The 13506-nt window shown below is 65.3% G+C and carries 10 protein-coding genes and 1 tRNA gene; 8 read left to right on the top strand and 3 right to left on the bottom strand.

The features are described from left to right. Window positions 1-164 precede the first annotated feature (164 nt). Window positions 165-1583, bottom strand: a complete 1419-nt coding sequence (locus AB0O52_RS01730; protein WP_364532444.1) for a DUF58 domain-containing protein — start codon at window positions 1581-1583, stop codon at window positions 165-167. Between the two features lie 19 nt (window positions 1584-1602). Further along, window positions 1603-2679, bottom strand: a complete 1077-nt coding sequence (locus tag AB0O52_RS01725; protein ID WP_364532441.1) for a MoxR family ATPase — start codon at window positions 2677-2679, stop codon at window positions 1603-1605. Window positions 2680-2866: 187 nt separating this feature from the next. Between AB0O52_RS01725 and AB0O52_RS01720 the strand changes: the two genes are divergently transcribed. The 5 genes from AB0O52_RS01720 (at window position 2867) to AB0O52_RS01700 (ending at window position 9032) form a co-directional block, all read left to right on the top strand. Then, complete coding sequence (locus AB0O52_RS01720) at window positions 2867-3751, top strand: TatD family hydrolase (protein ID WP_364532438.1); 885 nt, start codon at window positions 2867-2869, stop codon at window positions 3749-3751. Window positions 3752-4017: 266 nt separating this feature from the next. Next, window positions 4018-5169, top strand: a complete 1152-nt coding sequence (locus AB0O52_RS01715) for a transglycosylase family protein (protein WP_364532435.1) — start codon at window positions 4018-4020, stop codon at window positions 5167-5169. Window positions 5170-5276: 107 nt separating this feature from the next. Continuing rightward, window positions 5277-6158, top strand: coding sequence for a 16S rRNA (adenine(1518)-N(6)/adenine(1519)-N(6))-dimethyltransferase RsmA (gene rsmA, locus AB0O52_RS01710; RefSeq protein ID WP_364532432.1), 882 nt, complete (start codon window positions 5277-5279; stop codon window positions 6156-6158). Further along, entirely contained in the window at window positions 6155-7132 is a 978-nt protein-coding gene (locus AB0O52_RS01705) for a 4-(cytidine 5'-diphospho)-2-C-methyl-D-erythritol kinase (protein ID WP_364532429.1), read from the top strand. Before rsmA ends, AB0O52_RS01705 begins: the two co-directional genes overlap by 4 nt. Window positions 7133-7184: 52 nt before the next feature. After that, a complete protein-coding gene (locus AB0O52_RS01700) occupies window positions 7185-9032 on the top strand; it encodes an ABC-F family ATP-binding cassette domain-containing protein (RefSeq protein ID WP_364532427.1) in 1848 nt (615 codons plus the stop codon). A gap of 609 nt (window positions 9033-9641) precedes the next feature. Here AB0O52_RS01700 and AB0O52_RS01695 read toward each other — a convergent pair. Beyond that, window positions 9642-10241 (bottom strand): TetR/AcrR family transcriptional regulator, encoded by a 600-nt coding sequence (locus AB0O52_RS01695; protein WP_364532690.1) that lies wholly within the window; start codon window positions 10239-10241, stop codon window positions 9642-9644. Window positions 10242-10515: 274 nt separating this feature from the next. Between AB0O52_RS01695 and AB0O52_RS01690 the strand changes: the two genes are divergently transcribed. From AB0O52_RS01690 to AB0O52_RS01680, 3 genes are all read left to right on the top strand, one after another. After that, window positions 10516-10587: transfer RNA gene (locus AB0O52_RS01690), tRNA-Gln, on the top strand. A 153-nt stretch (window positions 10588-10740) separates the two neighbouring features. Next, entirely contained in the window at window positions 10741-12249 is a 1509-nt protein-coding gene (gene glmU, locus AB0O52_RS01685; protein WP_364532424.1) for a bifunctional UDP-N-acetylglucosamine diphosphorylase/glucosamine-1-phosphate N-acetyltransferase GlmU, read from the top strand. Next, window positions 12246-13226, top strand: coding sequence for a ribose-phosphate diphosphokinase (locus AB0O52_RS01680; protein ID WP_028266439.1), 981 nt, complete (start codon window positions 12246-12248; stop codon window positions 13224-13226). Before glmU ends, AB0O52_RS01680 begins: the two co-directional genes overlap by 4 nt. Window positions 13227-13506: the final 280 nt, after the last annotated feature.

Here is a 13506-nt window from a genome sequence, read left to right as displayed (position 1 = left end):
TGGGTAGGCTCCGGGTCCTGGCGTTCGCGGGCGGGCCGCCCTTCCCTGGCCGGGAGAGCCGCCTGGACCGCGGGCCCGCCCCGGACCACGCCCCGAGGGGTCACCTGTCCCTGCCGGCTCCGGGCCGGGGGAGCGTCCCGGAGGGCCGTTCCTAGAGGTGGTGGTCATCGTGGCACCGCCGCGCCACGGCGGACGTCCATCGCTGCGGCAGCAGCCGCGAGGATCTCTCCTTGGTCGAAACCTGCCCATGCAGCCGGCAGGTCCGTTCTCGAACTCACGGCGACGGCACGCCAGCCGCCCAGCTTCAGGGCTTCAATGACGGGCTGGATATGGTGCGGGTGGTCGGTGACCACGAGGGCAAAAGCGTTGGCCCCGTAGCCGGCGGCCGGCGCCAACGCGCGGGCCTCGGAGAGCGGCATGTTGCCAAGCAGCGCGATAACGGGGCCGCGCAGGCGGTGTGCCGCCAGCTTGTCCATCAGGTGGTCCTCGAAGGGCGCCTCTGCACCCTCGACGGCGGCCGCTTCTGCGCGGCCGCGCTCGCCGTGGACGTGCCGTGGGCCGCTGAGCTGGATGGCGGCGAGGCTGTCGGCAATGGATTGCAGGCCTCCCAAACCGCTGAATTCCTCGGTCTCGGGATACGGGGCGGAGCGGGATGCGCGAAATGCGGGGTGTCCGGCAGCATCGAGGAATCGCAGCGAATAGTTGCGGTCGGCAAGGTGGGCACTGATCGACATCGCTGCCGTCACGATCCATTCGAAGTTCTCGTTGCTCACCAGCTCAAAAGCGTCCTCGTGGGCCGGGCCGAAGACCGCGGCCGAGGCCGACACGAAAGCGGAATAGCGCTGGTCCATGATGATGGTCGCCTCCGGCGTCGTGACGGATTCCTCCTGCCGCACCATGAGTTCGCCGTGCCTCGCCGTCGCGGCCCAGTGGACGCGTCGCATGGGGTCGCCGTGCCTGTATTCGCGTGTCATCACGTCGTCGTCGCTGGGATTGGCGCGGATCCGGGTGGCCGTCACGCCGTCGTTTCCGCGTGCGCCGGCGAGGCCGGTGGCGGGGAGTTCGACGGCGGCAGGCGTCACGGTGAGGATGTCGCCGTCGTCGATCTGGTGCCGGTGCAAAGACAAACCGAACGGATCGCAGAACTCGGCAGTGACCGGACCGATCCTGAACTGGCCGCGCTTGCCGGACCGCAAATGGTATTCATAGCGGCTGGTGCCGCCGGAAGCGCCTCGGGCAGGAAAGCGAAAAGCCGGAGGTTCGCCGAAGCGCGGCGGCAATTGCTCCTCCATGATCACCGGCCCGGCGGCCGCCCCGGTCCGGGCCACCGCCAAGCGCACCGTGGCCGTGGAGGACGTCTCCACGGAAGAGGGGTGGAATTCGCGGAACACCTGGAACCGCGGTTTGAGGATACGGACCCCGGCAAGCGATACCAGCGGCAGCACCAGCAGCAGGATCCCGAGGGCCAACAGATCCCGCCGGCCCATGATCTGGGCAAGCAGCAAGGAACCCACACCGCTGGCCAGCAAGCCCCAACCACGGGAAGTGAACAGATGCTTCGGAAGTAGATCGATCAGAGCCACGCCTGCCCCTCCTTCGCCCCTAGCTGCCGCGGCGTTCCGCGCCAGTGTCCTGGCTTACAGGGAGGTTGGCCAGGATGGCCCGGATAACGCTCTGCGGAGTATCACCGGAACTCGCGGCCTTGCGGTCAAGGATGATGCGGTGTGCCAGAACCGACTCGGCTACGGAAATGACGTCGTCGGGCAGGACGAAATCCCTTGCGTCAAGGGCTGCGGTCGCTTTCGCCGCGCGCAGTAGTTGCAGCAGGGAACGCGGGCTGGCCCCGAGACGCAGTCGGGCGCTGTCCCGGGTGGCCCTGCCCAAGGCAACCGTGTACTCCTTGACCGATTGGGAAACGTAGACCTGCTGCACCGTGGCGATCATCGCGGCGACGTCCCCGGAAGTGACCACCGGGGTGACTTTGGCGAGGGGTGAAACCGCCTGATGCGTCTCGAGCATCTCGATCTCCGAGAGCTTGTCCGGGTAGCCCATCGAGATGCGGGCCATGAAACGGTCCCGCTGCGCCTCCGGCAGCGGATACGTTCCTTCCATTTCGATGGGATTCTGCGTCGCGACAACCATGAACGGCTCGCTCAGCTGGTAAGAATGGCCGTCCACCGTGACCTGGTGTTCCTCCATGCATTCGAGGAGGGCGGACTGCGTCTTGGCGGAGGCGCGGTTTATTTCGTCTCCGATCACGATGTTGGCGAACACCGCACCCATCCGGAACTCGAACTGCCGCGAGGACTGGTTGTAGATGGAGACGCCCGTGACATCGGAAGGAAGCAGGTCCGGGGTGAACTGGATACGGCTGACCTTGCAATCGATGGTGCGGGCGAGGGTCTTGGCAAGCAAGGTCTTGCCTACGCCCGGCACGTCCTCCACCAGCAGGTGGCCCTGGGCGAGGAGCACGGTGAGGGCAAGCTTGGCGGCCTCGGCTTTGCCGTCGATGACCTTGTTGATGGCCTTCAGGATCTTCTCGCTGGCAGCATGGAATTGCTCAGGATCCATGACCGACGGCTTGTGCCCGTTGAGGGACTCGCGCTCAGGCGGCAAGGCAACCACGGCCTCGTCCGGCAGCAATTGTTCATCAACGGTGCCGTGTCGCTTTGAGTCCATGGACAATCCCCTCAGCCATGACAGAACCTCAGCCGGGCAGCGGTGCCCTGGCCGGGATATACCGCCTTTTGTACCAGACTACCCAGCCTAGGCCCGCCGCAGACAGAGGCAGCCTCCCGAGGGAGGAACAGTGAAGGGATGCAGGAGTGACCAGGAAGGCGCCGGCAGGGAAAGATAGGGTGGATTCATGTGCAATTCCCTCCCCCCGGCTACCTACCGCGCGTCTGAAACCGGCGATTCCCGCAAGGAATACCCGCCTGCTCCCGAGCCCCTGCCGGTCCCCGTGATGGACAACCACACGCACCTCGACTTCCGCCACGGCCTGCTGGAAGTCGCCGTGGCGGATGCCCTCGACGCGGCCGAGGCCGTAGGTGTCCAGGGGGCGGTGCAGGTAGGGTGCGACCTTGAGTCATCGCGGTTCACGGTCCAGGCGGTTGACGCGGACCGGCGGCTCCTGGGAGCGGTCGCCATCCACCCCAACGATGCCCCCGTCTACGCGGGCCGCGGAGAGCTGGAATCGGCGCTCGCGGAAATCGAGGAGCTGGCGGCCCACCCGAGGGTCCGTGCGATCGGCGAGACCGGACTTGATTTCTTCCGCACCCATGGCGACGGCCTGGCGCACCAGCGCCAATCCTTCCGCCGCCACATCGACATCGCGAAGAGGCTGGACCTCACGCTCCAAATCCACGACCGTGACGCCCATGACGACGTCGTCCAGGTTCTCCGGGAGGAGGGGGCCCCTGAGCGGGTGGTGTTCCATTGCTTCTCGGGCGATGAAGAATTGGCGCGGATCTGTAACACGAACGGCTGGTACATGTCCTTTGCGGGCACCATGACGTTCAAGAACGCCGCAAACCTGAGGGACGCGCTAGCCATCGCGGATCCGGAACTCGTGCTCGTCGAAACCGACTCCCCGTTCCTCACGCCGCACCCCTACCGGGGCCGTCCGAACGCGAGTTACATGGTGCCGTACACCGTTCGTTCCATGGCTGAAGTGACCGGAACAGAGCTTTCCACGCTGTGCTCGCAACTGGCTCAAAACACCGTGGCGAGCTATGGGTCCTGGGACTGAACAGAACCGGCGTTGCATACCCGGTATGTAAAAATCTTGGCCACTTTATAACGCTTCGGTTACAGTGGGTAACCAGTAGCCGGGGTCGGGGAAGGCCTTCGGACAACTAACTCCGTTCGCAATTGGTGTTTTCAGTTGAATTGAGTGTGGCGGCGCACAACTCCGCTGCAGTCCTCACGCATGCTTCGGCCTGCATCCGGGACCGCGGCAGGAGGCCCCTGTGCGCTTTTCCCCGTGCCCGGATGGTCTAAAAGTTACGGGCAAACATGGTTAAGTTCTTCACCACGGACGGCAAGTTCAGTTTCGTCAAGGTCGGTGCGCAGCTGCTGGTGCTTTTGGCACTGGTACTGGGAGTCGTTGCTTTTACCGGCAACAACAAATCAGTCACCCTCAACGTCGACGGCAAAGTGAGTTCCGTCCAGACCTTCGGCAACACCGTTGACCAAGTGGTCAAGGCAGCCAAGGTTGATCTGAAGGCTGAAGACCGGGTTTCCCCGGCCTTGGACGCCTCGGTGCAGAACGGCTCCATCATCAACGTCAACCTCGCCAAGGCCGTCACCGTCAGCCTTGATGGCGCCCAGCGCACGGTCAACACCACGGCCCCGAACGTCGAAGGCCTCGTCTCCGAACTCGGCGTCGCGAGCGCGTCCGCTGTCTCCCAACCCAAAGACACGCAGCTGGCCGTCTCCGGATCCTACGTTTCGATCCTGACCCCCAAGACGATCAGCCTGATCGTGGACGGACAGAGCTCTTCGAAAACCACGACGGCGGCAGACGTGGGAACGGTCCTCAGCGACGCCGGCGTCTCGCTCGGCGCGAACGACAGGGTTTCGCAGCCCAACTCGGCTCCCGTTGTCCAGAACATGGTGATCAAGGTTTCCCGGGTGGACACCAGCAAGACCGCCACCGAAACGGAGAACGTCCCCTTCGACACGGTCACCACTGAAGACGCCACCCAGTTCAGCGACCAGAAGACCGTAACCCAGGAAGGGGTCCTCGGCCTGCTCAGCAAGACCTTCAAGCTCGTGCTGGTGGATGGTCGTGAAGCTTCCCGGACTTTGGTCTCCTCTGACGTCACCGTCAAGCCGGTCTCCGCGAAGGTGACGGTCGGAACCAAGGAACGCCCCAAGCCTGCCCCCGCCGCGGCTGTTGCCTCCGGACCGACTGGCGCACCGAACGAGGCAATGTGGGACAAGATCGCACAGTGTGAGTCCGGCGGGAACTGGGCCATCAACACCGGCAACGGTTACTACGGTGGCCTGCAGTTCGACATCCAGACCTGGATCGGTTCCGGCGGTGGCGCCTACGCCCCCAACGCCGCCGCCGCCAGCAAGGCCCAGCAGATCGACATCGCCAACCGCGTCTACGCGCAGCGCGGCCTGTCGCCCTGGGGCTGCGGATGGGCAGCTTCGAGCTAAGCGAAATGAAATCGGCCGGGTCCGGAATCTTCCGGGCCCGGCCTTTTCGCGTGCTGAAGATGGAGGGCGGGCGTCCCCGCGAGGCGCTCAGACGATACGATACCTAGGTGATTGAACCGAATTCCGAACCCGCCGCCGTCGCACCCCTTCTGGGAGCTGCGGACATCCGACGGCTCGCCGAGGAAATCGGTGTCCGCCCGACAAAGACCCTGGGCCAGAACTTCGTCATCGACGGCAACACGATCCGCAGGATCGTCTCTGCCGCCGGTATCGATCCCGATGAAACCGTGCTGGAGGTCGGGCCGGGGCTGGGTTCCTTGACGCTCGGCCTGCTCGACGCCGCCAAAACAGTCGTCGCCGTTGAAATCGATCCCGTACTGGCCGGCAAGTTGCCGGACACCGTGCGCACCTGGCGCCCCGAGGCCGTGGACGACTTCCATCTCGTCCTCTCCGATGCCATGAAGGTCACCGAACTTCCAGTACAGCCCACCGCCCTCGTGGCCAACCTGCCGTACAACGTGGCGGTCCCGGTGGTCCTGCACCTGCTCCAACATTTCCCGAGCCTGCAGCACGGGCTGGTCATGGTCCAGGACGAGGTGGCGGACCGGCTGGCCGCAGGTCCCGGCTCCAAGATCTACGGAGTGCCCTCGGTCAAGGCCGCCTGGTACGGCCACATGCGCAAGGCCGGCGTGATCGGCATGAATGTCTTCTGGCCCGCGCCCAAAATCCACTCCGGGCTCGTGTCCTTCACGCGCGGCGCGCCGCCGGCGACGCACGCCACGCGCGAACAGGTCTTCGCGGTCATCGACGCCGCATTCGCCCAGCGCCGCAAGACGCTCCGCGCGGCACTGGCAACGTGGGCCGGGAGCGCGGCGGAGGCCGAACGTTTCATCGTGGCTGCCGGCGTTGATCCGACGGCCCGCGGAGAAGTCCTCGATATCAACGCGTTTGTCCGGATCGCCGAGGCACGCCACCCCCTGGACGCATGAATCCGGCAATCAGCGGTGCGAACCGCGGGCGCTTCGTCGCACGGACCGTACGCGTCCGGGCGCCGGGCAAGGTGAACGTGTCCCTCAACGTCGGTCCCTTGCGGCCCGACGGCTACCACTCGGTGGCCAGCGTGTATCTCGCGGTGTCCCTGTACGAGGAGGTCGCCGCCACGAGCACTGAGGAGCCCGGTATCACGGTCAGCGTCGGTCCCTCGAGCACGTTGGACCTCGACGGCGTGGACATCCCCCTGGACGAGCGGAACCTGGCCTACAAGGCCGCCGCCATCATGAGGGATGTCTCGGAGAACGCCACGGGCGTGCACTTGGAAATCACCAAGCGCGTTCCCGTTGCCGGAGGGATGGGCGGGGGCTCGGCCGATGCCGCGGCGACACTCCTGGCCTGTGATGCGCTCTGGAACAGTGGTTTGTCCCGCGAAGAACTGGCCCACCTTGCAGCCGAGTTGGGCGCGGACGTGCCGTTCTCGCTCCTTGGAGGCACCGCCGTCGGGCTTGGCGTCGGCGACGAACTCTCACCCGCCCTGGCCAAAGCGCAAATGGACTGGGTCCTGGTCTGCGCCGACTACGGACTCTCCACCCCCGAGGTCTTCCGCACCTTGGACAGGCTTCGGAACATGGAGGGACTCGACATCCCTGAACCGCTTGAAGTGGACGCCAAGATCCTCCAGGCGCTGCGCGACGGGAATCCCGACGCCCTGAGCAAAGTCCTTATCAACGACCTCCAGCGCGCCTCGATCGAGCTGGCTCCGCAATTGCGGGACACCATCGGATTAGGGGAGTCTAACGGTGCCCTCGCCGGGATTGTTTCCGGTTCCGGCCCCACCGTGGCTTTGCTCGCCCAGAACCCCCGGGCGGCGGAGGGGCTCGCCGAGGACCTTCGGCACCTGGGTCACAACGCCCTTGCCGTGCACGGCCCGGTTCCCGGTGCCAGGATCATCTCCGATACCCTCCTTTGACGAGTCGCCAGTAGCGACTCTCCTGACTATCCACACCAGAAAGTAGTACCCATTGGCCCACCTGCTCGGCGGTGAAAACCTCACCGTTTCGTTCGCAACCCGCACCATCCTCGACGGCGTAACCCTTGGTTTGGAGGACGGCGACAGGATCGGCATGGTCGGGCGCAACGGCGACGGTAAATCCACGCTAATGCGCTTGCTGGCATTGCGCTCGACCCCCGACTCCGGCCGTGTCACCAAACGCGGCGACGTCAATATCGGCTACCTCGACCAGTCCGACGTGCTCGACAACGACCTCACAGTGGGGGCCGCGATCGTCGGCGACCAAGCCGACCACGAGTGGGCTGCGAACCCCAAGATCCGGGAGATCATGGGCGGCCTCGTGGCCGACGTCGATTGGCACGCCAACGTCCATGCCCTTTCCGGCGGACAAAAACGCAGGGTCGCCCTGGCCAAGCTCCTCATCGAGGACCACGATGTGATCATGCTCGACGAGCCCACCAACCACCTCGACGTGGAAGGGGTCGCCTGGCTCTCCCGGCACTTGAAGACCCGCTGGCGGGCCAACCAGGGCGCGTTCCTTGTGGTGACCCACGACCGTTGGTTCCTGGACGAAGTCTGCAACCGGACGTGGGAAGTGCACGACGCCATGGTTGACCCGTTCGACGGCGGCTACGCGGCCTACGTGTTGGCCCGCGCCGAGCGCGACCGCACCGCATCCGTCGTCGAGAGCAAGCGGCAACAGCTGGTCAAGAAGGAATTGGCGTGGCTGCGCCGGGGCGCCCCGGCCCGCACCTCGAAGCCGAAGTTCCGCATCGAAGCCGCCAACGAGCTGATCGCCGATGTTCCTGATCCGCGCGACTCCGTGGCCCTGAGCAAGATGGCAACCGCACGTCTCGGCAAGGACGTGCTGGACCTTGAAGGCGTCTCCCTGGACTTCAAGGGCGACGACTCTGCCAGCGGCACAAAGCGGAAGCTGTTCGACGACGTCACCTTGCGCTTGGCGCCCGGGCAGCGGCTCGGGCTGGTGGGCGTCAACGGCGCCGGGAAGTCCACGCTGCTGAGGCTCCTCAACGGCGAGATCACGCCGAGTTCCGGAAAGGTCAAGCGCGGAAAGACCGTTGTCACCGCGGTGCTCAGCCAAGACGTCAAGGAGCTCGACGACGTGTCCGACCTTCGCGTGATCGAGGTCATCGAACGTGAGAAGCGCTCCTTCAGCGTTGGAGGCAAGGAATTCACGGCCGGCCAGCTCGTGGAGCAGCTCGGGTTCACGAAGGAAAAGCAGTGGACGCCCGTCACCGACCTTTCCGGTGGCGAACGGCGCCGCCTGCAGCTTTTGCGCCTGTTGGTGGGCGAACCGAACGTCCTGATGCTCGACGAACCCACCAACGACCTCGATACCGACACCCTGGCTGCCGTCGAAGACGTCCTGGACGGCTGGCCCGGCACGCTGGTCGTTGTCAGCCACGACCGCTACCTGCTGGAACGAGTCACGGATTCCCAAATGGCGCTCCTGGGCGACGGCAAGCTGCGCGGACTTCCGGGCGGCGTGGACCAGTACCTGGAATTGCGCGAAGCCGCGTTGGCGAGCGGCGCGGTGACCGGCGGCGCATCGAGCGGGAGCGCCAGGCCGACGGCGGCAAGCGGCTCAAGTGCCGCCGCTTCCGGGCCGAGCGAAGCAGAGAAGCGTGAAGCCCGGAAGGACCTGAACAGGATCGACAGGCAGCTGGGCAAGATCGCGCAACAAGAAGAGAAGCTCCACGTCCAAATGGCGGCCAAGTCCCAATCCGGCGATTTCGACGCCCTCGGCGAACTGAACACCAAGCTGCAGGAGCTCCTCGAAGAAAAAGAAGGCCTGGAGCTCGAATGGCTCGAGGCGGCGGAGATCCTGGGGGAGTAGGCGGGGTGGGACGTCGCGCCTGCTTCCGGATTCCCGCGGTCACTTTGGGTGCCGGAGGCGGCCCTTCCGCGTCGCTTAGACACGGCCCATGTGTGGGCTTGCGGTCGCTGAGCGACCTCCGGCCCACTATGCGCCGCGATGCGCTCCTTTCGGAAGAACCGCCCCCGGCGAGGAAGGTCACCTCGCGGGGGTGGACTGCCGGCGCCGTCCGCTGAGGTGCAATGGTACGGGGGCCGTGGAACTCGAGGCATGGTGGAATTTTGCGCGTCGAGGGAATCCCAAACGGAAGATTGGCAGGAGCGGCGCTGCGGGCCTTCGGGTAGGAGCGCATCGCGGCGCATCGGGTTTGGAGGTCGCTCAGCGACCGCAGGTGCCCCTATGCGTCGAAGCGGCGTTCCGAGGGCCCCGAAGCGAGCTTGCGAGCTTTGGGAAGGAACATCCGCGCTAAGCGACGGCGAAGGGCCGTTGCGCTGCGGAGGTGACCACGGACAGGCGCGAAGGGCCGTTGCGCTGCGTAGGTGCCCACGGAAACCCGGAGGCGACCACAGAAACGCAACCATGGACACGACCATGGGACGCAACCCCGGGAACAAAACCCACCCAGCCGCCCTAGCCCTCGCTCCGCAGTTCGGGCTCTTTTTGCAGGCCTGTCAGGCCGTTCCATGCCAGGTTGACCAAGTGGGCTGCTACTGCGCGTTTGTCGGGCTCGCGGTGGTCCAACCACCATTGGCCGGTCATGGCCACCATGCCTACCAGCATCTGGGCATACACGGCGCCGTCGGCTGCGCTGAATCCGCGCCGGGAGAATTCGTCGGCGAGCAGGTTTTCCACGCGATCCGCCACGTCGGAGAGCAGGGTGGAGAAGGCGCCCTCGGGCTGGGAGGGCGGGGCGTCCCGCGTGAGGATCCGAAAGCCATCGCTCCGCTCTTCGATGTAGCCAAGCAAGGCAAGGGCCGCCTGTTCAACGAGGACGCGTGGTTTGGCCTCGGCGGCGAGGGACTCGTTGATGGCGTCGAGCAGGATCCGGAATTCGAACTCCACAACCTGCGTGTAGAGGCCTTCCTTCGAGCCGAAGTGCTCGTAAATCACGGGTTTGGACACGCCCGCGGCGGCTGCGATTTCGTCAATGGTCGTGGCGTCCAGGCCGCGGGCGGCGAAGAGGCCCCGGCCAATATCGATGAGCTGGGAGCGGCGCTGGGAGCCTGTCATCCGGGCACGCGCAACCTGGCCAGCGGGTGCGTGGTTGATCACCGAACCCGTGGATTGCCGGGGAATCCCTGTGCTGTTGCTCACGCATCCATCATGCCTCATGTCAAGCGTGAAGCGGCCTCGGGAGCGCCTGCAAGTACCGCTGAAAAAGAATCAGGAATGCACCAAGTCGCGAACACCGCAATCCTCATGGCAAACTAGATTCTTGTGTGTGCGACCCGGTCAATCGGGAACCCCCGCGGACCCTGCGTCCGCAAGGGCCACGTGCACACGGTCCGCTCTGGTGTAATGGCAGCACCCCGGCCTTTGGAGCCGTGGAGTATAGGTTCGAATCCTATGGGCGGAACTTGTCGGTGTCTGCCGGCACCGCCTCTCAAGGCACCGTCTCTCCCGAAGCTGTCCACTGGCTGCGCGGAAGGCTGTGAACCGGCGAGAGTACGATAGAGCAGATGCCGCAGCCGGGTTCGCCCGGACTTAACCGAGCAAGGAGAGCGACTTCGTGAGCCCCGACCCTACTGGTCCCGCCGCTGTAATTGTCCTAGCCGCCGGAGCCGGTACGAGGATGAAGTCGCGGACTCCCAAGATCCTTCACGAAATCGGCGGACGCTCCATGGTGGCGCACGCCATCCTCGCGGCCCGCTCCATCGATCCCCAGCGGCTGGCCTTGGTGGTCCGCCACGAGCGGGACCTCGTCGCCGCGCACGTCGGACTGATCGATCCCGACGCCGTCATCGTGGACCAGGACGATGTTCCGGGAACCGGGCGGGCAGTGGAAGTAGCGCTCGACGCCTTGGACGCGAGGGGCGAACTCAATGGCACCGTGGTGGTCACATATGGCGATGTGCCCTTGCTGACCGGTTCCCTTCTCTCCGAACTTGTCGCCACGCATGAATCCGAGGGCAACGCGGTGACGGTCCTGACGGCGATCCTCGACGACGCCAACGGTTATGGCCGGATCCTTCGTGCCGAGGACGGCACCGTGCTGGGCATACGCGAACACAAGGACGCCAGCGACGCTGAACGCTCCATCCGCGAGGTCAACTCCGGCATCTACGCTTTTGACGCAAAAGTGCTTCGCGAGCAGCTGCACAAGGTGACAACTGACAACATCCAGCGCGAAAAGTACCTCACCGACGTGCTCGAATTGGCGCGCGACGCCGGAGGCCGGGTTTCCGCCGTCGTCACCGAAGACCGTTGGCAGGTAGAAGGCGCAAACGACCGGGTCCAACTTGCCGCACTCGGCGCCGAGCACAACCGCCGCATCGTCGAGGCCTGGATGCGTGCCGGCGTCACGGTCGTTGACCCGGCCACCACCTGGATCGATTCCACCGTCACTTTGGACGAAGACGTCCGCCTCCTGCCGAACACGCAGCTCCACGGGACCACCACCGTGGCGCGCGACGCCGTCGTCGGCCCCGACACGACCCTCACCGACGTTTCGGTGGGCGAAGGCGCGAAGGTGACCCGCACCCACGGCTCAGGATCCACTATCGGTGCCGGCGCCAGCGTCGGTCCGTTCACCTACCTGCGCCCCGGCACTGTCCTTGGGGAGACCGGCAAGATCGGCGCCTTCTACGAAACCAAGAACGTGACGATCGGCCGCGGTTCGAAGCTGTCCCACCTCGGCTACGCCGGCGACGCCGAGATCGGCGAGGACACCAACATCGGCTGCGGCAACATCACGGCCAACTACGACGGCGAGAAGAAGCACCGCACGGTGATCGGCTCCGGTGTGCGGACCGGTTCCAACACCGTTTTCGTGGCCCCCGTAACGATTGGCGACGGCGCGTACACCGGTGCCGGCGCCATCATCCGCAAAGACGTTCCTGCCGGAGCCCTCACCCTGAGCGTCGCTCCCCAGCGAAACGCCGAGGGCTGGGTCATCGCCAACCGGCAGGGCAGCAACTCGGCCCAACGGGCGCAGGCTGCGCAAGCCGCGCATGGCTCCACTGCCACCCCCGATTCCTCAAGTACTCCGGCAACCACAGAAGAGGGCACACAGGCATGAGCGAAATTACCGCACACGGCGAGAAGAAACTAGTTCTCGCCGCCGGACGGGCGCACCCCGAGCTGGCGCAGGAAATCGCCAAGGAGTTGGAAACAGAACTCCTGCCTATCGACGCTTACGACTTCGCGAACGGGGAGATCTATGTGCGCTCAGCGGAGAGCGTCCGTGGCACCGATGCCTTCGTCATCCAGGCGCACCCGGCCCCGCTGAACAACTGGCTCATGGAGCAGTTGATCATGATCGATTCCCTGAAGCGCGCTTCGGCGAAGCGGATCACGGTTGTTTCGCCGTTCTACCCGTATGCCCGGCAGGACAAGAAGGGCCGCGGCCGCGAGCCGATCTCCGCCCGTTTGGTGGCTGACCTCTACAAGACCGCCGGCGCGGACCGCATCATGTCCGTTGACCTGCACACTTCCCAGATCCAGGGGTTCTTTGACGGCCCCGTGGACCACCTGATGGCCATTCCGTTGCTTGCCGACTACATCCGCACCAGGGTCGAAGCGGACAACATCACCGTTGTCTCGCCGGACACCGGCCGTGTCCGCGTTGCGGAGCAGTGGGCCGAGCGCCTGGGCGGCGCGCCGTTGGCGTTCGTCCACAAGAGCCGCGACCTCACGGTGCCGAACCAGGCTGTCTCCAAGACCGTCGTCGGGCAGATCGAAGGCCGCACGTGCGTCCTGATCGACGACATGATCGACACCGGTGGAACGATCTCCGGCGCTGTCCAGGTCCTCAAGAACGCCGGCGCCAAGGACGTCATCATCGCATGCACCCACGCCGTGTTTTCCGAGCCGGCGGCCCAGCGCCTGGCCGATTCCGGTGCCCGCGAAGTCGTCGTCACGAACACCCTGCCGATTCCGGCCGACAAGCGCTTCCCGCAGCTCACGGTGCTGTCGATCGCACCCTTGATTGCGCGCGCCATCCGCGAAGTGTTCGACGACGGCTCCGTCACCAGCCTCTTCGACGGCAACGCCTAGCTCAACTCATATCAGCTGGCCGGCTGAGTAGTCCCCACCCGGACAATTGGTCCCCGGCCGGGGCCGTTTTCCCTTTGGCGGGACGCGGCTGCTAAACTCTTGGGGATACCTTGGCGAGGGAGAGCACATCCGGGTTAGTTCCGGATTGCGGGTCTCCGTTATCGACTGGGTCTGAATCTCCTTCAACGAAGGCGGACTGAACCTGCTGCTGAGCGGCTGGCATTCCGCCGGGCGTGGAAGGTCACCACAGACCTCCGCCCTTGCTGATCGACTTGCCGGC

It is taken from the genome of Arthrobacter sp. NPDC080073 (genome assembly GCF_040686575.1).
Classification (GTDB): Bacteria; Actinomycetota; Actinomycetes; order Actinomycetales; family Micrococcaceae; genus Arthrobacter.
This window is presented reverse-complemented; position numbering and strand designations above follow the sequence as displayed.